Here is a 20,247-nt window from a genome sequence, read left to right on the forward strand (position 1 = left end):
CCCAACGAACTCAATGGCGGTTGGGCGTCTACGCACCCGAGGAGGTCACGGATGCGGTGGAGAAAGCGGCGACGTCGGTACTCGGACTGGTTCACTGAACGGTGATCCCGAACGATATCGCTTCTACGGTAGGTTATCGACCGTTTCGTTCGATGCTACGAAACGAGAATTAGCTTCGCGCAAAAGCCCCATAAATCAAATTTTGATATATTAGACGATTCGCCGCTCGCGGCGGCGTGCGACGACGCCGCGAAAACGCTCGTCGAGACGTTCGAGGAACATTTGTGGCTTCCCGAGGAGGGGTGTTACGCGCTGGGCATCGACGACCGAGGCGTCATTCCGAGCGTGGCGTCGAATCAGGGTCACGCGATTTGGGGCGGGTTAGGAAGCGACGAGCGAGTCGCGCAGGTCGCGGAACGACTGACGAGCGACGACATGCTCACGTCGGCGGGCCTTCGAACGTTCGCGGCATCCCACGATTCGTTCGACCCGCTCTCGTACCATCGTGGGAGTGTCTGGCCGCACGATACGAGTATCGCCGCGATGGGGTTCGCGGAGCGGGGGTACCACGAAGCCGCCGAATCGCTCGCCGTGTCAGGGCTGACGGCACTGTCCGACACAGTTCGGGCGGACTTCCCGGACCGCTTCGGCTTCCCGGAACTCATGGTCGGCTTCGACAGGGACCTGTCGGTGGGGACGGTTCGCCACCCGGACGCGTGTATTCCGGCGGCGTGGAGCGCCGGGAGTGTGTTCGGCTTTCTGCAGAGCGTACGGAATTGGACCGGGGTACGGCAGACACGATAGCTGAATTGGTCCGGTAGTCACGCCGAGCGACGAACGACGACGAGGAGTATCGCCGCGATGCAGGTCACCCCGGCCAACAGCTCCCATCCGGTTCCGTAGCCCGACCGTTCGACCAGTATGCCGAAGACCGGCGGGGCGACGAGTCCGCCGACGTTGATGGCGGTCTGTCCGCCTGCCGTTGCGGCCCCGATATCGTCGTCATCGACGAGGTTGCTCAGACAGGATTTCATTTGTTGATCACACGAGTGCAGTCCTTGCTCGTGAGTACGACATTGAGCATATCTTCGCCTTTGACCGGGATTTCACGACGCTTGGGCTGACTCGTGTGCCTGCGGATATCCAGTTCCCGGAGTGAAGGGGAAGATAATCGCCTAGCACCGCTATCGGTCAACAAGTTCATTCAATAAAACTCGTCCCTCGACAACCGATATTCGGTCCTCTACACCAACAGCTACCAAGACATCTCGAATCGCTTGCTCCGCGATCGTATCGCTCACAAGTACTGCAACGTGAGTTTGGCCTTCAGTGACGTATTGATAGGCCAACCCAGCGAGGATAGTATCAGTTTTCTCGATCTCGTCTTCTGTAACATCATCAGCAGATAGGCTCAACATCCGTCTTCGCGTTTTTGTCGACGACTTCCGGAACACGTGGTGTTGAGAAGTCAATTCGACCTGGCTCTAACCATCCTGCATCTTGGGCTGCTCGCAATCGATCGCGCTGATAGGCGTACGCGTCGGGACTCTCACCCAACTCTGCAGCAACTTGTTCGGGGACTGTGACGGTGAGATTCCGCTGGCGAACGAATCGCTCGAACGCCTGGTATTTCTCGTTCGACGGTCCACCCATCGCGAACAGGACACTACTGTCGATGATTGCGGTGCTATCGCTCGGAATCTCCGCACCTGGCATTATTCAGCCTGCTCCAGATAGGGATCGTAGTCAGCCGCCTCTTCGACGACATCCTGTAGCGCAGTGAAGACGGTCATTCCCTCGACGGGGTGAACACCGAGTTTGGATGCCCCAGTCCGTTGTGTGAGTTCGCCATTCATCACCCGGAGCGTGTAGTAGAGTGCCGCGGCCAGTTTAGCAATGCCCTGTCGCTCGACGAAGACACGAATGTCCTCTGTATCGTGCTGGCGGCCTATTGCGTCGATGAGGGTTGGTGTTGCAGTCACATCTCCATGCTCGGCCTCGATTTGGAGGCGAATCGGCTCCACAGTGACCATTGCTGGTGTCTCGTCGTCTTGGCGGGACAGCACACCCATCTCCTCGAGTTGCCCGATGTATTTGTAGGTCGTCGAATGAGCCATGTCGAGATCCGTTTTGATCGTCTCGATTGCGACCGGCCCGTTTTGGAGAATGTAGATGTAGAGGCGGGCCAGTTGTGGGGTGTTCAGGAGTTCTGCGTAGGTGAGGAGGTCGTTGAACGTCTCCTCGTGGTTGGGAGTCGTCGAGATTCGGTCGTCCGTCGACATCACAATACATGTTATATGGATAGTGTATTAACTCTTTTCCCGCAACGCGAACGGCATCGAAGGACGCTTTGAAAGAGCAGGATCTATGATCGACTTTCAAACCCGGTGGTCACTCCTCGTCTTGCAATGCAGCTGCAATTGCTTCGAGTTCTCCCTTCCGGAAGGGGTGTGAAGTCTGTTCTGGGTTATCGTCATCCAATTCGCCGATTTTCCACAGGATACCAGCCCGCATCTGTGATTTGGAGGGCAAATTGTGTGTGTCGATATCGTAACGTACAGTCGTACAGATTGCTGCAAGGGCCTCTTTCGTGAACGCTGTCGATTCAATGCGTTCGTGTCTCCCGACAGCCTGTCGAATGTCGTTGCGGAGTTCGTTGACGGTTTGTACCATAGGGACATGGTGGTGGGAATTGCCGTGTGCGTTCTGGTTTCTGTTGTGATGGAATAGTCTCGTTTTGTTGTAATGAGGTGGTCGTAGCGTCCCACCGTGCACGCCGCCTTCCTTCTAGCTCATCTCGGTCAACACTACTACAGTCTTATTTGTTCTCGTGGCCAGCTAGAAATCACAGTAGAGAGCCGGTAGTCATACCGAGACCAGACGTTAGCTGTTGGTGGGTCTGAAGCCCTGTCTGGAAGCGCTGAATAATCTTTGACTGGTGTTCTGGACATGCGATGGGCACAATCGCCCCGTCTTGGACTGGGACTAGAGATTGGGCTGCAGAATATGACGCGAAACGACAGCCAGGACACGAGATACCACCAGCGGGGTGGTGATGGAGAAGCGTCGCTGTGTCGTCAGAGGTGAGTCCACAGATCGAAGTGAACTGTTCGAGATGGTCATCACAACTGAGAACAGGGATTCGAAGCTGATCAAGGAGGAGAAATGACACGGCTTGCTGGCTAGCAGGGTCGAGAGCAGATTGACACGCATCACAATCGATAGCTGGGAGATCGTCGGTGATTTCCGACTGAGATTGCGGGAAATCTGGTGGGTTCATTATGTAGTGTCGCAGGGTGCGATACGGATAAGTAATGGGGTGTTCGCCATGATTGAAACTATACAGCTAAGTTCGCGGTACATTGAGAGGCCATATGATGTTAGTAGACGATACTAACTTTGTCGCCAACGCTAAATTGATACAGGAAGACACGTGATGCGAAGAGAGTAGTGTCCCACTCAGGATAAGGAAGGTGGGTTCGTTCAAGAGCGTAAGCCAACGGATATGCTTGCAAATCATGCAACCGCCCGAACCCTACATGACGAGCGAGATTGCGGACGAACTGGGATGGTCGCGACGGTCGGCGTATAACGCTCTTAGCCGTCTCCATGAGAACGGCGAAATTCGGAAGAAGAAGCCCGAGGCGCGTCGGGTGATCTGGATTCGACCGGAGTAGCGGTCAGTCCCTAGACGAATGAGTTCTGTGTAGTGACGAGCAAAAAAGCAGTTAATGCTACCTTGAGGCGATGAGTAGCTACAAATCACGCGCTTGGACGGTTTTGCGATCGTTTTCTTCGGCCCGTCGGGCAGCGTTGTCGAGGACCGAAGCGACTTCCTCATCGAGCGCGTCGTAGAAGTCACTCGCCACATTCTGTCCTTCGAGCTGTTCTTTCACTGCCGCTTTGACAATCAAATCAGCCATACAAGTGCCCAGACGGTAGAATACTACAAAAAGACACCGGCAAAAATAGTCGAGGAAGGACTACTAAGTTTGGGAGATTGGTGAAAGTGTTAACATCCGATTGCGGTATTACCGTTCTCCGTAGTGGTGGTACCGCTTCGACTCCCGACGCTGATAAGCACCAACCGTCGAGGCGACCTCTTCGTAATCGGGAATCGAAGTCAGTGATATCTTGCTTTTCGCACCGTCGTGTTCGCTGAATGTGACTGATCCAATGTTGGCCCGTTGCTCAAACCATGTCGCCCTCGTCTGAACGTCGGAAATATCTCGAATAGGATATTCTTCGGTTCGCTTTGTTCCGAGCAGTCCGCCCTTGTCCGTGACGATGATACGCTCGGAGGTGATCACGTATCGAATCTTTTTGCTCAAACGATACATCTTCAGTGCTGGGTACCAGAAGTAGAACAGCGCTAGACCGCCGGTAAAGACGGTGGCAATAACCCACCATATGCTCCGTTTGAGCGTCATTTTTCCTTGCCACGCTGGTGAAAGGTCGAACAGCAGTTCCTCGTCATCCATCAACGTCACGCCTTGGACAGTTGAGACTCGGTCGGCATGCGATGGCGCTTCATGAGGTAGTGATTCTGTTGCCATAGGAGATATTTGTAAATGAGAGAATAAATAGTATATTTATAAATTTTAGATAATATAATAAAATGGTCATTTCTCGAACGATCAGTAGCCGTCCGCTCATCAACGGGTTGAGAAACGTCTTCACGGACATACGGGTGGAGGTCTGCGCGTCCAACAAGTTCAATCCCTAGAAGCGGGGGCTCATACGGGGGCAGTGCGTGGTTGATAGCGCGCGCCTCCTCAACGGACTGTTTAACCTGCTGTTCGACTGGCGTCACCGCCAGGACGCGAGAGAGAGAACCCATCGTCTTTTACCATCATCACCCCGGCGGTGAGTGCAATTGCTGTCTTCCCGGTCCCGCACGCGCCCTCCATCGCGAGGTAGCCACCATCTCGGACGACGGTGAGCGCGTGTTCTATCGCGTGCTTGACTGTCGTAGGGCTCGTCGAACGGGAAGACCGTCCACCATGGGGCGTCCCCGCCGCTGGTGTCAGTGGGGGTCATATCATATCCCCTCCGGGGCAAAGGCACGACCTCCTCGGTCGTCTGGCGGCCTCCGGCAGCGGTCACCGGTGAGCGAGAAGACGTCGCGCGCCCAGGCTATCAAATCAACTCCTCAAGACTACTTCCGCAATCGGCCGTCGTTGGTGTGACCCCGTGCCCGACTTCATCTGGTAGCCAACAACGAGTTTATTTGGGATACCGAAATATTTATTCAAAATATCTCGCTCGACGACAGCGGGGATGCAGAGGTAAACGCCATGATCCCAAGTTGTGAATTGGGGCGATTGACCGCGCTGCCGACTTAGTGTGAGGGAGAGTCTTCAGTGAGGATAACACATTTAGTATAGCGATGGCTGGCACTACATCAATTTGCTGAAATAGTGATATTTTCAACATCGATGTATCCATCAGAATCGGTAACCCAAACACGTACAGCTTTTTCGCCACGGGCTGGCACTGCTACTTCAATACAGTCTTCATAACTCTCGAATTCATCGTCAACAGCCCACTGGTACCGAAGGTCACTCCCCTCTGGATCTATTGAACAGGAAGCGTCGAGGATCACACAATCTCCTGGGTCAAGATCGGTCTTTGCAGGGTCGGGAGAAGCTTCGATACATGCCTCCGGTGGTTCTCCCCCGGGAAGTCGGTGATCGGTGTCCGGTTGTTGATCGGTAGATTCGAGAGCAATGAGATTCGCAAGATGAGTGTATTCATAATCAAGCGTCGAACCTGCGGGATACGTTGCGGTGTATAATCGCCCATCTGCTAGGACGGGCGTCCCAGCGGCTGGCGGTTCGCCATCCCAGCTCGTTCGCTGATCCAAATCGTCAATGAGGTAGCTCCATTTACGCTCACCAGACGTAACGTCGATAGCGCAAATGAAGGCTCGTGATTTAGAGTAATTGGATACCGGCTCATATCGACCACCGACGTAGGCCGTTTCGTCGGCAATCACAGGACCCGAAAATAGAAACGCCGGAAAATCATGGTTCCAAGCTTGTTCACCTGTTTTCGCATCAAGCGCAGTTAATTTTCTCGGCCGCCACTTACCAGACCGGAAGAGAAGACGCTTATTAGCAATCACGAGGTCGCCGGCCACAGGAAGTGTTGACGTACGTTGCCATATTTGTTTGCCTGATTTTGGCTTATAGGCAGTTATGATTGAGTCTTCATCAGTTCTTTCGATGAAAAGTAACGTTTTATCTATGACCGTGAGTCGTATACTCCGTAGATCAGTGGTATTCGTTTGTGCAGTCCACCTAATCGTCCCATCTTTCATTGACCGTGCCTCGATAGTCTGGTGGTCAGGGTGGCTTCGGATACCATATACGAGTTTGTCACCTGTTTGGTAGAGAGTGAAGTTCTCGTCGGTCACGCGCCACACTATCGACCCATCCTCGGCGTTTAATGCGGTTCCATCTCTGTAGAAGACAGTTCCGTCAACGTAACTTACTCGTTGTCGAAAACTGCTAACATCTTCGTAGGTCCATAAGGTATCGCCCGTTTCCGAGTCAAGAGCGTATGCAACCTCTCCTTCGTCGTTTAGTGCTTGGCCCTTTACCGTGAATAATCGATCAGATGTCACTACTGGATCTGACCAGACGAGGTGATCAGTCCGACTCCACTTCCGCTCACCAGTATCAGCATCAAGGGCAAAAAACCCGCCTTCAGTGAAATCTTCCCAGACGGATGTAGAAAAGTAAAGGTTTCCGTCGCTGACTATTGGTGTCCGTGGTGCAGGAAGATCAGTTTCTTTCCAGATTTCATTACCCGTCACTGGATCATGAGCAGCGACATACCCTTTACCAGACACTGGACCATTCTGAGTTGTTACTGCGAGAAAGAGCATCTCATCAGCAAGCACTGGATCGGCGATATGCATACCCCCGTTCAAATCCATCGCCCAACTGAGCTTTGGATATGGAGATGGTCCACTCGTCGCGGATTTATTCTTCCTATCCTTGTGTTGATGTTCGGACTGGTTTCTCGTCAATTTGCTTGGCTTTGTTTGACGATTATTGTCCGTTTCTTTGCTGATAGCGATACCACTGCCGACGCTGCTAGTACTAAGTACGCCGCTGACCGTCTTGAGAAACGTTCGTCTGTTATTACGTGCCATGCGATTGCATCTCTCTGACCAATTAATTTCAATATTTGGGCGATTAATAGCGTACAAGCGGTATAATATTTATATGTCTACTTCAGAACTGGTCGGTTGGTGCCGCGTTACACGCAAGCCAATGAGCACCAAATAGATCCGTTTTAGCTTCTTCGCGCTTGTGTTTGCCGTTTTCACCGAGTGTGAGAGCAACTTCCTCGTCAGGGGAGTTGACGAGGAAGTTAAGCAGCTGGTCCCTGTGGATTTCACCATCTGCTTGCTGGTTGTTGGACACATCTTCAGCAAGCAGACGTCTCAACTAACCGGCTTTGTGAAGTACTGAGAATAATTACGCAACCTTTTAGCAGTGATATCACTTTCACTCGGCTTTGCGCAGGCTTAAGTTCCTTGAGAAGCCCATTTCTTATAGGAGATTACCATGGGGACAAATGCTAATGAGCAGAGCGAACCTGCGTCTGGTGGGGAATCAGATAGCTCTGATAAGAAACCATCAGTCTTTGATAAGCGTTCATTAGAGGAAATTCATACTGAAATCCAAGAAACGTATTTGGGTGATGACCGGCCGTGGGTAATCGGCTACAGTGGTGGGAAGGACTCTACCACAACTCTCCAACTTATCTGGTATGCACTTGACGAACTTCCACGCGAGAAGTTAGATAAACCAGTGTACGTCATCTCGAGTGATACACTCGTTGAGACACCCAAGATCGTCAACCACATAACTTCAACGCTAGAGAACATCAACGAGTATGCGGAACAAGAGGACCTTCCTATCAATGCACGAAAAGTGTACCCTAATGTCGATGATTCTTTCTGGGTGAATCTCCTTGGTCGAGGCTACCCTGCCCCAAATCAGAACTTTCGGTGGTGTACAGACCGCTTGAAGATTGACCCTGCCGATTCATTCATTCAAGAGACTGTCTCAGAACACGGCGAAGCTATCGTCGTCCTTGGGGCTCGAAAATCCGAAAGTGCAACCCGTGAACAGGTGATGAACTTGCACAGTATCGATGGGTCGGTTCTCAACCGTCACTCAAAATTCGTTAACGCATTTGTCTACACTCCGATCGAGGACTTTCTTGTTGACGACGTTTGGGACTATCTTCTTCAAGTCGACTGCCCCTGGGGAAAAAACAATAGAGATCTTGCCGCACTCTACAGGGAAGCAGACGACGAATGCCCAATGGTAATTGATACATCGACACCCTCCTGTGGTAATAGCCGATTTGGTTGCTGGACGTGTACCGTCGTAACCGAAGATAAGGCCATGGAGAATATGATCGACAGCGGGGAAGAATGGATGGAACCACTCCTTGAGTTCCGCGATCTACTAAAAAGCACTCAGGATCCTGACGAAAAGCCAAAATACCGGGAAATGAAGGGTCGTCGATATGGACGAGTTAAGCGTAAAACCAACGGAGATGATGGGCAGATCATTCCTCGTGCGTATAAATTTGAGTTCAGAAAACATCTACTTCGGAAGCTACTCGAAACAGAAGACGAAGTCAATAAACTCCGCGATGAGGAGCAGGAATATCTTGAGCTAATTCGAGATTCTGAACTCAAAGCTATCCGCCGATTATGGCGGACAGACGAAGCGGATTGGGAAGACTCCGTACCAAAAATCTATGAAGAAGTGAAGGGTGAGAGCCTGGATTGGATAGATGATGACCTAGGCTCATTTAGCGCAGAGGAAGAAGAGGTTCTCAATAAAGTGAGTGCTGAAAATGACATACCCCCAAAATTATTGAAGAAACTGCTCGATACAGAGCTCCAACATCATGGGATGAAACGTAGGGCGTCAATTTATAAGAAAATCGACCAACTCTTCAAGGAAGATTGGCGAGATGCAGAAGAAATAATAGAAGACTTCGATAACGAAAACCTTGACCGTTGGATCTATGATGTTGCCTATAACGAGCTGTCGACCTAATCATGAAACTCAATAAGTTAATTATCTCGAATTTCGGTCCGTATCGAGGAGACAATGAGTTTGATCTCCGGACGACTCCGGATAAGCCGGTGATACTCTTTGGTGGGAAAAACGGATCTGGCAAGACAACACTCTTTCAGGCGATTCAAATCTGTCTTCATGGGCGTAGTGCCTTAGGGCGCCGAACCAGCCAATCTGAATACAAGAGTGAAATCCGAAGTAATCTCCATGATGGAACAGGCGGGAAATCCTCGACCGCTTCGGTTCGGTTGAATTTCGAATATGGGAACTTTGGTGATCGTGAGAGTTACTCAGTCGAGCGAAGTTGGCGTGATCGAGGAGAGAGCATCGTAGAAGACTTGACGGTGAAACGGAATGGAAATGAACTCACTGATCTCGATGCTTCACAGTGGGAAGATTTCCTGAAGGAACTCATTCCACCGGGAGTCTCCCAATTGTTTTTCTTCGATGGTGAGAAAGTACAGGAACTTGCCACCTCTATCGAGGAAGGTTCTGGATTCGAGGATTCATTGCTCTCACTACTCGGTCTTGATCTCGTCGATCGGCTTGAAGCCGATCTCTCGATATACCTATCGAACAAACTCGACGACGAAAGTGGAGAACTCACCGAGAAAATTCAAGAGTTCGAAGCCGAAACGGAGGAACTCGAAGATGAACTCGATAAGATTGAACATGAAATTGCTCAAGCGATGGATAATCGCTCTGAGCTCGATCGCAAAATCTCACAGAAGGAAGAGACACTTGCACAGGAAGGCGGGGCATTTGCAGAGCGACGTAATGAACTTAAAGACGAGCGCGCATCTCTTGAGTCTGAGATCTCCTCAATTGAAGAGGAAATGCGAAATGTTGTGATGGGAACGTTCCCGTTCACTTTAGCTCCGGATCTCTGTCGGAATGTTGAAGATCGATTGCGAGAGGAAACTCGTATTCGCAATCGCACAGTTGCATGGGAAGAAGTTATTGAGGAGTTAGACTCATTCGCGACAGAGGATCACATTAACCAGTTGTCAAATCTTGATCTGTCAGTAGACCAATCCCAAAAGTTAATCTCTCATCTACAGGCAGAACTCAGCGATAAAATTGACGACGAGGCCATCGAACTGCAGCTCGCGAACTCCTTCTCTGAAAATCAGCGACAGCAAATGTTTACAATTGTGGATTCTGCGCTGACGCAAGATCCTCAGAGGATGGCAAAACTATCAGCGAAGTATGAGGATAAAACACGACAACTACAGAAAATCGAACAACAGCTCACGCGTGCCCCAGATGAAGAATCGATCTCACCAATTCTCACCGAAATCAATGAACTAACCGAAAAACGAGGAAAATTATCGAAGGAAATCGAAGAATTGGACGAAAGACGAGAAGAGATAGAAACGGAGATCACTCGCATAGAAACCGAACGAGACAGAGTGATCGAAAAGCAGGCACGTGCCGAAGACATTTCTGAGCGTGCAGATCTTGCCCGAAAAACTCGAAGGGCAGTAAAAGAATACCGCGAGAAATTAGCAACTCGAAAGTTAAACCGTCTTGAGAGTGTCCTCACAGAGCGTTACCGAACGCTTTCAAATAAAAGCGAGTTCTATCAATCGGTTAATATTGATGAAGATGAACTCACGATTTGGATTGAGACCGCAAATAGAGGCCGTAAAGAGCAATCCCAACTTTCGGCTGGCGAAAGGCAAATTTTCGCAACAGCCCTACTATGGGCGCTTGCGGATATTTCAGATCGGCCATTGCCCTTCATAATCGATACACCGATGGGCAGACTTGACCATGACCACCGTGAAAATCTCGTCAAGAATTTCTTCCCTGAAGCTTCCCATCAAGTTCTTGTTCTCTCAACAGATACCGAGATTACCGAAGGATACTATGACTACCTCTCCGATTTTACGGCAGCAGAATACCACTTCGATTATGATGAAGATGAAGGAAAAACAGATATTACTCGTGGATACTTTGAATCCTCTTCATCGGAGTCCAGAGCATCTAGTAGTGAGACGTCAGAGATAAACGAACACGACGACGAACAAATCGAACTAGAGGGATTCAATAATGAGTAAAGGAACCGATTTCAACCGTGTTCAGCTCGATAAAGGAGTTACGAATCGACTACGAAACTTGAAAGCAGATACAAAGCTCTCCCGTAATTACCTCTGCCGAATCGGGCTCTGCTACTCACTACGTGAACCCCGTCCGCCAAGCCCTGGAGAGTATGATGCCAATGGACAGGAGTTTAACCGATATCTCTTGCTCGGCGACCATGATCCGCTCTATATCGCACTCGTTCAAGAGCGACTTATTTCGGAAGACAAAGACCCAGAAAATGATTTCTATGAGGAATTTGTCGCACATATCAATCGCGGCGTCGAACAAATATCGGGTCGGGTTAGAGACCTAACCGACCTCTATGAAATGATGCCCGGAGAACTCAAGAAAGAAGAGACGGATTAATCAAAATAATATGACCGAAGAGATTACTCCGATCTACCTCGACCACCACGCCACGACACCCGTCGATGAACGCGTTGTGGAGGAGATGCAACCATATTTCACAGAAACGTATGGCAATCCTGCAAGCGATGATCATGATTTTGGTGCAGAGGCGAACCGGGGTGTCGAAAAAGCAAGAGCAAGGATTGCAGAAGTGATCAATGCCCGCAAGGAAGAGGTGATTTTTACAAGTGGTGCCACCGAGTCGGATAATCTCGCGATTCGCGGAGCCGTAGAGTACGCTAAAAAGCATGGGCATGGTAATCATCTAATTACCGTCGTCACGGAGCACGAGGCAGTTCTAGAGGTTTGCGAGCAACTCGAAGAGGAGGGATTTGAGGTAACTTACCTGCCCGTTGATGATGAAGGACGGGTTTCATTGGCAGATATTGAAGCAGCGATTCGAGAGGAGACGGTCCTTCTCTCTATTATGGCTGCAAATAATGAGATCGGGACGATTACACCGATTGAAAAAGTGGGTTCCATTGCTAAAGAGAACCAAGTTCTCTTTCATACGGATGCAGTTCAGGCACTCGGGTATGTTGACCTCGATGTAGACACTATGAATGTCGACTTGATGTCACTCTCTGGTCACAAAGTCTATGGACCGAAGGGAGTCGGTGCCCTCTATATCCGAAGACGACGGCCGAAGGTGAAACTTGAGCCTCTTGTTCACGGTGGTGGCCATGAACGCGGTTGGCGGTCTGGCACACTTAATGTTCCGGGGATTGTTGGTATGGGGAAAGCAGTCCAGCTTGCTGGACAAGAGAGAGAAGAGCGCGTGAGTCACGTTCGTGGTCTTCGGAATGATATGTGGGAGCAAATTGATGCAGGCTTGAATGACGTTACTTTAAATGGCCCGGATTTTACGTGTGATAGGTTACCCAATAATCTAAATGTCAGCTTTGAAGGAGTAGAGAATAAAGCGATTGTACGAAAGCTTCGTCCTAATATTGCTGTATCGGCTGGATCAGCCTGTACTACAGGCTCTGTAGAAGCTTCCCATGTTTTGCAGGCTATCAGTAATGACGAATCACGATGGCACTCTGCAATCCGATTTGGGCTTGGGAAGGATAATACTGAAGAAGAAATCGAGTCCACTACCGACCAGGTGATCCAGGCTGTAGGCAGGCTCCGCAAACTCACCCTCTAACACCCGTCGATAAACTACCTCAAGCCCTTGTATTTTTCTCAAAAGGATGACTTCAGCAAAGCATTCAAGTATCCAGTGGTTTATACTCCGCTAGATGGTTGAAGGCCGTATGGGGTTGAGAAGTCTAAATCTGCCGTTACTCGTCGAAACATCAGATGTAGACCTTGCTGAGGACTTTTACAACCCCGCGCTTAGCAATGCAGTTGAATACAAGAGAGGGGTTGGCTACTTCACCAGCAACTGGTTCCAATTCACTGCACGAGGGCTCAAAGGCCTAGCAGGAAACGGGGGGACAGCAAAATGGATTATCAGTCCCCAGCTTTCCGAAGAAGACTGGGAGGCCCTGCAAAAAGGAGAAGAAGCACGAAGAAATCAGGAACTCTACAACCGACTTACTCATCTTGTCCGGGACATAGAGGAAGGCCTAGAAGAAGAGACGCTGAACACGATCGCCTGGATGATCGCAGACGGTCTCCTAGAAATCAAGATCGCCATCACCGGCGAAGAACTCGGAGGAGCCTTCCACGACAAATGGGGGATCGTCACCGACGAAAACGGCGACAAAATAGCATTCCACGGCTCACAAAACGACAGCCAACAAGGCTTCTCCAACTACGAATCCTACTCAGTCTTCATCGGATGGGACTCCGAACGCGACCTCCAACGAATCGAGAGACACGAACGCCGGTTCGACGAAATCTGGAACAACAAGAAAAAAGGGGTATACAGCCTCTCACTGCCAGACAGCATTGCGCTTGACATCGCCGAACTTAGAGACCAAGACAACCGTCCCTACAACGATCCGCCTGAGGAAAGGAAGGCGAAAAGCGCCTTCAGGTGGAGACACCAGGAAGAAGCAGTCAACGCCTTTCTTGAACAAGGCTACGGCATCCTTCATATGGCAACCGGGACCGGGAAAACACGGACCTCCCTCAAAATCCTGGACCGCCTCCTAATGCAGGATGAAGTGGAGAACATCGTCGTAGCCACCTACGGCAACGACCTCCTCAACCAGTGGTACAGCACCCTGATCCGCAACTTCGACTCCACAGACTTGCTAGTGTATAAAGAGTTCGGCGGTGACAAACAACTCGGGACCTTCCTTACCCGGAACCGGGACCAGCTGGAAGCCCTGATCATATCCTACGATAATCTGGACGAATGCATCGATGGAGACACCCACAACAAACTGAACCGGGCACTCCTGATCTGCGACGAAGTCCACAATATCGGCTCCCCAACCAGACAGGAGTCCCTCACCGGGAAACTCGACGTCTTCCCCTATCGCCTCGGACTCAGTGCCACACCCTTCGACCCATACGACCCTCAACGAAACGACTTCATTCGAGACGAAATTGGGCCAGTCGTCTACGAGTTCGGACTCGATGATGCAATCCGCCGCGGAATCCTCTGTGAACTAGACTACACACCATTATTCTACCAGCTGTCAGAGGAAGACAAAGAGAAACAGCAAGCCGTATTCGGCCGATACCAAGGTATGAAACAGGAAAATCCGTCCCTTCCGAAAAGCCGACTCTACATGATGCTTGCCCGCGTCCGGAAAGAATCCGAGGAAAAACTCCCGCCGTTCAAACGACTACTCGAGAAAAACCCAGATGTCCTCGAAGCCTGCCTCATCTTCGTCGAAACCAAAAAATATGGGAAAAAGGTGCAGGACATCATCCACGACTACACCAAGAGCTACCGTACCTACTATGGCGAAGATGACGAACAAAACCTGGACGACTTCTCCAAAGGAAAAATTTCCACGCTAGTCTCCAGCAGAGCAATCTCCGAAGGTATCGACATACAATCCGTAAGAAACATTATTTTGTTCACTTCTGATAGATCCAAAGGAACTACTATCCAGAGAATTGGACGCGCACTAAGAACCGATCCCGACAACCCAGAAAAAACAGCTAACATAGTCGATTTCGTTGTTAGGAGCGACATCGAAGAATTAGACGACGAGGAGAAAGATGAAATGCCACCAGACCGAGACCGCTACGAATGGCTTATGAACCTTAGCCAAGTGACACGGGAGGAGTACTAACCATGTCGACCCAATCAGAGATAGAACGGATAGCAGAGCAAGTCATAGAGGAGCACAATCAGTCAGAAGATTTCAAAGACCGGTTCCTGAAATTCTACCAGAACACGATCGAGGATAACCTGGGAAACACATCGCTGGATCGGCTGATCGACAGCGTTGAACTTCCAGAGGAGGATGAGCTTGATGGATCTTAAGATCAAAAGCATCCGGTACGAGAATATCCGCGAATTTGAAGACCTAAAACTCGACCTCACCCGGTCTAACGGCGACCCCCACCACATCTCCCTGGTGCAAATGCCGAATGGTACCGGGAAAACCACTACAATGGGTCTTATCCGGACGCTTCTCCTCGGCAACGAGCTAACCGAGGAAGAGGTCCGGTCGTACCAGCCTAACGACTTCGACGCCATACAGGGATCCTTCGAGGTTGACTTCGAATCCCCTGACGATATCTTCACTCTACGCCTCGAACTAGACTACGAGATCGGCGACTACTCCTACCGCCACATCAAACCTCAAGAGGTCGGAGGCGGAGACACGCCTGGACACTTCATCCCGAATGAACTCGAGAACGTACTTACTGAGGACTTCGTCGACCTCTTCGTGTTCAACGGCGAACTCACCGAGGACTTCATCGAGAGAGGTAGCGACGAAGCCGAGAACGCACTCAAAATCGTCAACTACCTCAACCGATTGGAGAACCAGCGAAACCAGATCGAGAACGTTGTTGAAAAACGCCAGGAAAACAAGAACGTCACCACGGAACAGGGCTACAAAAACATCCAATCCCGGCTCGCAACAACCGAGGAACGACTCGAAGAACTCCAAGAAAAGGAAGAATCTCTCGAAGAGGAAATTGAACGACACAAGGCAGAGATCGAAAGCCTCAGCGAACGACGGCAAAAAATCCTGGCGGAGAATGAAGATCTGCTGGACCGTGATAAAGAACTGGAAGAAGCCATTCAAGACATTCGATCTGATCTAGAAAACGAGACTTCCAAGCTATTAAGCCGGATGCGGAATCCCAGCCGGCTCAACCAGAGTATTCACGACGATATGGGGAAACTCCTGAAGAACATGAACATCATGAAGCTCCCCAAATCCACGTCACGGGAGTTTTTCACTGAACTAGCTGAAGGAGACGAATGTATCTGCGGCAGAGAAATAACCTCGAGGGAAGAGCAGGCGATTTTAAAAAACTCTGACAAATACCTTACGGAGCAGGCTATCGGCGTCCTCAACTCGCTTAAAGATAATCTCCGGACGATCCCCGACTACGAAGACTACGACGACATCTTCGCCAAATTGGAAGACCTCCGCGTCCAACTTCAACAGAAAGAGCAGAAACAAGCCGCCCTCGCAGCCGATCTCGACGACCCCAACCTGAACGAGAAACTCGAAGAAATCGTCGAAAAGCGGACAGAGGAGGAGCAGGCCCGTGACGACAAACAGGAGGAACTCCGAAGGCTAAAAACCAACGACAAAAGCGAACAGAATGAGTTCGGCCTTGACTGGAAGAACAACATCCCGCTCTGCAAACGGAAACGCAAACAGTACAAGAAGGAGCTCAACGAGGCCAGCGGCACCGTCAACTTTGCTAAGAAGGCAGCAATTCTGGAAAGCATCCTGGATGACTTTATCGAGAAATGCCTAGCATCCCTCAAGCAGCAGCAAATCGACGAAACCAACAAGAAACTGGAGCAGATTCTCGGCCGCTCCAAAGTCCAAGTCCAAGACATCGACAACTCGATCGTCATCGAAGGACGAGACGGCGCATCCGAAGGCCAAAGCCTTTCGATCGCATACGCCTACCTCTCCACCCTGTTCGAGGACTCGGCTATCAACGTCCCGTTCATCATCGACAGTCCCGCAGTCAGTATCGACTACGATCGCCGCGACGATGTTGCACACATCATCTCTGGGCTTTTCGACCAGCTCATCATCTTCGTGATCTCACCGGAACGCGAACGGTTTGTTGACGAACTCGAATCCGACGACATCCAATACCTCACTATCCACAAGACGCAAACACCCGGAGAAATCGAGAGACACTCCTCGAAAGACTTCTTCATGGAGTTCCAGTCAGAGGAAGAACTCCAGGAGGCCGCGTAAATCATGTCGTTCCGACTAAGCACTGAGGCACGCAGCTACTTCCGACAGATCGAGGAAAAAAGCACCACAGGCTCGTTCAACACGCTCTGGGACCAGTACTACTTGTCGGCTATGGCCGGGATTAAGGATCGAAGCCGGGTCTCTGAAGATGAAGAACCATCAGAAGAGTTCATGACCGACGTCATCCAGGACTACCAGGACCAGAAATACGAGATCTACTCCGCGCTGATCGTCGCGGAGGTTGAACGTGAAGGTATTCCATGGGACGAGCAGGACGAGATCCGGGAGATGATGCTGAAGATCCTGGATTCCTCGTCGCACACTCGGCTCTCCGACTATGGGACGACCGTGCTCAATTGCTACGGCGAGAAAGGGTTCAAACTGATCCGCAGCGAGATATCTACGCCGCCAGGGCTTGACGAGTTCCTCGAACAGTATCATAGCCTGCTCGAAACCTTGGGAGAGGACTGATTCGCTGTTCAGTAATTGAGTTCAGGGTATAGTAAAAGGGAATGGGTGAAACCGGTCGCCGAACTGGTTGATCCAAGTTGAACACTCAACTTCCAGCATATCCTCTGTAAACGGATTGTTGTACTCGAAAATCAGGTCAAAGTCGTGCTTCACTCCCGTACCCAGTTCTTCTTATTTACTAAGCGGAAGTGGATGGGCCCGGGATACCCGAATCAATCTGTGCACGAAACCTGATGGTGTCATAGAATTCTCCTCATACCTTGAGCATCTCTCCGCCCGGATTGTCTCCTCGTTCATGGTTAGTGATTGCGAAGATAAGCCGAAGGTACAACGCAAGAAACACCTCGGATGTTCAGCGGAGGTACATCTCTCCCTCTCCGTTCAAAGCGGACATCTGGAATGTAGTCGACCATTCCCCAGAACTGGCGGAGTGTCTCGAATCCCAGCCAGTCATTCGCGAGTTCTCAGACTCGTTCATCGCGAACAAAGTCATCAGTACAGTTGTCGGCAGTGAGTGCGAGGCCGTAGGTGGCTTTCAGGATGAGCGTCTTACGTTCGGGTGTGAGTTCGTAGTCGTTGCTGGCTTCGTAGTCGTAGAATTTCGCATCGCGTTTCTGGTCCTCCAATCTGGACTAGCATTTCTGCCATGCATATGACGACAGTATTTCTTAATGACTTGAAAATTCAGTTTCAGACATATTTATTGATTCATATGTTGTGGATACACAGTTGGGAACCACAATGAGATACGTAAGATCCCTCACCTTGCTCTTGACTTTCCCCACCATGGAATCACTGGCGGCAGACATGGTGATGGGAGCAAAGAATAGCAAACAGATTGTCAATGAAATAACTAGTCGGTTCCAAAAGAATGGTCAACTGAACATCAGTAGTCAGTCCAGAACTGGTATGCAAATCAGCGCACAGAGGTGGATGTAGGATGCCAGATCCGATTACTATAACCGTAATTGAAAAGATTGGAGGGGCACTCATCGGTCCGATCGTCTCTGGTGTTATCGGCAAAGGAAAGAGGTACGTACAGGTGAAGAGGGATTTGAATAAATCAGACAAGAAGATATCCCACGAGTACTCTCTGACACCGGGCTATCTGAAGCAAGCTTTTGACCACGATGGCAAGTACTACCTAGACCCAGCAGAGGCAACTGCTAAGGCAGCTGATCAACTCGATTCAATCTTTCAGAAAAAACAATTGGATGTGAAAGCAGACTCAGAAACAATCATCGAGGCATTTATCAAAGATTTTGAACGTAGGTTGATGAATTATCCTGATCGGGCAACCCCAATACTCTATGAATACATTATTCGGATGAACATGCGGCAAGAGGATTTCTTCACCCAATTTACCGCTTACTACGATACGTTACGTGAGGATCAAGAGAGGGTAGACCAACTCACCCAGGAGTCGCTGCAAACAACTTATACCAGTGAGGGGCTCAATGAACAGTTTCATGAAGAACAGGTGAGCCAGATCTTAGAGTTGGTATCATCTGGTACATCGGTCTTCGTCACTGGCGAGGCAGGGGCAGGAAAATCTAGTGTGATCACCCGAGCTGCTAGAAAGTTTACTGTAGCCAACGAGGACTCAAATTGTGTTTTCATTGACGCGGCACAATTCACACAAGTAGATGATCTCTCGAAAATTACTGGCCTCTCGAACAATCTCGATCGTGTGTTGAATTACATTCTTGGTCAATCGGCATCGGTTCTTCTTACTGTCGATTCGCTCGATCGGCTCGGCGATAATAGAGCACGAAGGAAATGGGCGAATATCCTCCACAGGGTGTCCGATATGGAGGATGTTACTGTCCTCACCGCGTGTCGAGCGTGGGATTACGAGCAACACGAATTTGATTCCTTACGTGAGACGTTCCGCGACATCAAGGTAGAAGCGCTCTCTGACGAGGAAGTTTGCCGTATACTTGACAGTTTAGGAATCTCTAAACCAACACCTGCAATAGTCGATTTGTGCACGAACCCGCTCTACCTCTCGTTCGTTGCGGAAATGATCCGTGACGCCCCAAATGCGAATTTGGAAGACATCAAATCGGAGATTCGACTATGGCATCGGTTTCGGGAGTCCCTCGAGAAGGAGGATAGGCTCGGTGGGCAGGTAGACCAGACCATGGTCGCCGAGGCGACGCGATATGCGCAAGAGTCCTTAAAAAGTGGCAAGTCGACGTTCCAAGTCAAAAAGCACAAACCCGTCGTTCAGCGTCTCATTGCGAGAGACGTCATTAGGAAGCACAAGCGAGAAAGGTATAAATTCAGACATGAACAGATTCGTTTATATTTCGCCGCATGGGAGTTGGCCAATCAAGCATTCGGGCTCACTGATGAGACCCCGCTAGAAAATCCAGGGTACAAAACGGATCTTCAGTTCATCGAGGTGCTAAGTTGGCTGGAAAAAATCTATCGAGAGGACAGTGTGGAGTCCTCGGCGGAATTAATACAGAGTCTGATTGATGGGTCTAATCTTGGTCTCTTCATAAAGTCAAGAACCCTGGCTCTCATTCTACAGGCCGGTCCGAGCAAACTTGATGCTGGAACTATTAAATTAGTATTTCGGCAGCTTGAAACCCATATTTGGTTTGAGTCCTATGTCCTTCACAGACTTGGTACTGAATGGATCGACCCGCTCAATCAACTCGGAATATTTGATACTCTTTCCGCAGAAAAGCTCCAGTTCCTTCGTGATCATGTCACCGATGACGAAGAAGCGATCCTCCACGTCCTCCGGGATGTGGATTTCTCGACAAGCGATGCCGACCCGAAATCACTTGTCCACTTAGTTCTGCAGTTGTCCACTGTCCAGATTGCAGCGCTCACCG

18 protein-coding genes and 2 pseudogenes are annotated in these 20,247 nt (G+C 50.1%); 11 read left to right on the forward strand and 9 right to left on the reverse strand.

The genetic code is table 11. The features are described from left to right. Together BG842_RS30855 and BG842_RS01605 are read left to right on the forward strand one after the other, a co-directional pair. Positions 1–98 (forward strand): hypothetical protein (locus BG842_RS30855; RefSeq protein ID WP_254662828.1); only part of this gene is annotated, 98 nt, incomplete at its 5' end. Positions 99–207: 109 nt separating this feature from the next. Next, positions 208–804 carry an amylo-alpha-1,6-glucosidase gene (locus BG842_RS01605; RefSeq protein WP_394327449.1) on the forward strand — a complete coding sequence of 199 codons (597 nt, stop codon included), beginning with the start codon at positions 208–210 and terminating at the stop codon, positions 802–804. A gap of 17 nt (positions 805–821) precedes the next feature. Here BG842_RS01605 and BG842_RS01610 read toward each other — a convergent pair. From BG842_RS01610 to BG842_RS26890, 8 genes and pseudogenes are all read right to left on the reverse strand, one after another. Further along, positions 822–1,031 (reverse strand): annotated as a pseudogene (locus BG842_RS01610) (MFS transporter); the annotation flags it as partial. 367 nt (positions 1,032–1,398) lie between these two features. Then, positions 1,399–1,716 carry a hypothetical protein gene (locus BG842_RS01620; RefSeq protein WP_069449417.1) on the reverse strand — a complete coding sequence of 106 codons (318 nt, stop codon included), beginning with the start codon at positions 1,714–1,716 and terminating at the stop codon, positions 1,399–1,401. After that, entirely contained in the window at positions 1,716–2,282 is a 567-nt protein-coding gene (locus BG842_RS01625; RefSeq protein WP_069449418.1) for a helix-turn-helix domain-containing protein, read from the reverse strand. Before BG842_RS01625 ends, BG842_RS01620 begins: the two co-directional genes overlap by 1 nt. Before the next feature lie 109 nt (positions 2,283–2,391). Further along, positions 2,392–2,673, reverse strand: a complete 282-nt coding sequence (locus BG842_RS01630; RefSeq protein WP_069449419.1) for a hypothetical protein — start codon at positions 2,671–2,673, stop codon at positions 2,392–2,394. A gap of 1,082 nt (positions 2,674–3,755) precedes the next feature. After that, entirely contained in the window at positions 3,756–3,923 is a 168-nt protein-coding gene (locus tag BG842_RS01645) for a DUF1931 domain-containing protein (RefSeq protein WP_069449420.1), read from the reverse strand. Positions 3,924–4,031: 108 nt separating this feature from the next. After that, on the reverse strand, positions 4,032–4,556 hold the full coding sequence (locus tag BG842_RS01650; RefSeq protein ID WP_083252388.1) for a PH domain-containing protein: 525 nt from the start codon (positions 4,554–4,556) through the stop codon (positions 4,032–4,034). 848 nt (positions 4,557–5,404) lie between these two features. Beyond that, on the reverse strand, positions 5,405–7,162 hold the full coding sequence (locus tag BG842_RS26885; RefSeq protein WP_083252389.1) for a PQQ-binding-like beta-propeller repeat protein: 1,758 nt from the start codon (positions 7,160–7,162) through the stop codon (positions 5,405–5,407). Between the two features lie 124 nt (positions 7,163–7,286). After that, positions 7,287–7,436: pseudogene (locus BG842_RS26890) on the reverse strand (ISH3 family transposase); the annotation flags it as partial. Positions 7,437–7,580: 144 nt separating this feature from the next. Here BG842_RS26890 and dndC point away from each other — a divergent pair. From dndC to BG842_RS01690, 8 genes are all read left to right on the forward strand, one after another. Next, positions 7,581–9,095, forward strand: coding sequence for a DNA phosphorothioation system sulfurtransferase DndC (gene dndC, locus BG842_RS01660; RefSeq protein WP_083252391.1), 1,515 nt, complete (start codon positions 7,581–7,583; stop codon positions 9,093–9,095). 2 nt (positions 9,096–9,097) lie between these two features. Beyond that, complete coding sequence (gene dndD, locus BG842_RS01665) at positions 9,098–11,179, forward strand: DNA sulfur modification protein DndD (protein ID WP_069449423.1); 2,082 nt, start codon at positions 9,098–9,100, stop codon at positions 11,177–11,179. Further along, the gene (dndE, locus tag BG842_RS26895; protein ID WP_083252392.1) at positions 11,172–11,570 is read left to right on the forward strand and encodes a DNA sulfur modification protein DndE; all 399 of its coding nucleotides are present in this window, start codon (positions 11,172–11,174) and stop codon (positions 11,568–11,570) included. Before dndD ends, dndE begins: the two co-directional genes overlap by 8 nt. Before the next feature lie 10 nt (positions 11,571–11,580). Continuing rightward, positions 11,581–12,762 (forward strand): cysteine desulfurase family protein, encoded by a 1,182-nt coding sequence (locus BG842_RS01670; protein WP_069449424.1) that lies wholly within the window; start codon positions 11,581–11,583, stop codon positions 12,760–12,762. Between the two features lie 94 nt (positions 12,763–12,856). Beyond that, complete coding sequence (locus BG842_RS01675) at positions 12,857–14,815, forward strand: DEAD/DEAH box helicase family protein (protein WP_083252393.1); 1,959 nt, start codon at positions 12,857–12,859, stop codon at positions 14,813–14,815. A 2-nt stretch (positions 14,816–14,817) separates the two neighbouring features. Beyond that, positions 14,818–15,009: a CxC ATPase DNA modification system associated small protein gene (locus BG842_RS01680; RefSeq protein ID WP_069449426.1), complete on the forward strand. Its 192-nt coding sequence runs from the start codon at positions 14,818–14,820 to the stop codon at positions 15,007–15,009. After that, positions 14,999–16,927, forward strand: coding sequence for an AAA family ATPase (locus BG842_RS01685; RefSeq protein WP_069449427.1), 1,929 nt, complete (start codon positions 14,999–15,001; stop codon positions 16,925–16,927). The genes BG842_RS01680 and BG842_RS01685 overlap by 11 nt, the downstream gene beginning before the upstream one ends. A 3-nt stretch (positions 16,928–16,930) precedes the next feature. Further along, entirely contained in the window at positions 16,931–17,398 is a 468-nt protein-coding gene (locus BG842_RS01690) for a hypothetical protein (protein WP_069449428.1), read from the forward strand. A gap of 464 nt (positions 17,399–17,862) precedes the next feature. On the opposite strand, the gene BG842_RS29465 is transcribed toward BG842_RS01690, so the two are convergent. Further along, the gene (locus tag BG842_RS29465) at positions 17,863–18,024 is read right to left on the reverse strand and encodes a hypothetical protein (protein WP_175424056.1); all 162 of its coding nucleotides are present in this window, start codon (positions 18,022–18,024) and stop codon (positions 17,863–17,865) included. Positions 18,025–18,338: 314 nt separating this feature from the next. Here BG842_RS29465 and BG842_RS01695 point away from each other — a divergent pair. Next, positions 18,339–20,247, forward strand: a 1,909-nt coding sequence (locus tag BG842_RS01695) for an NACHT domain-containing NTPase (RefSeq protein WP_139135980.1), incomplete at its 3' end; no start/stop codon positions are given.

Source organism: Haladaptatus sp. W1 (assembly GCF_001723155.1).
In the GTDB taxonomy this organism is placed as follows: Archaea; Halobacteriota; Halobacteria; order Halobacteriales; family Haladaptataceae; genus Haladaptatus; species Haladaptatus paucihalophilus.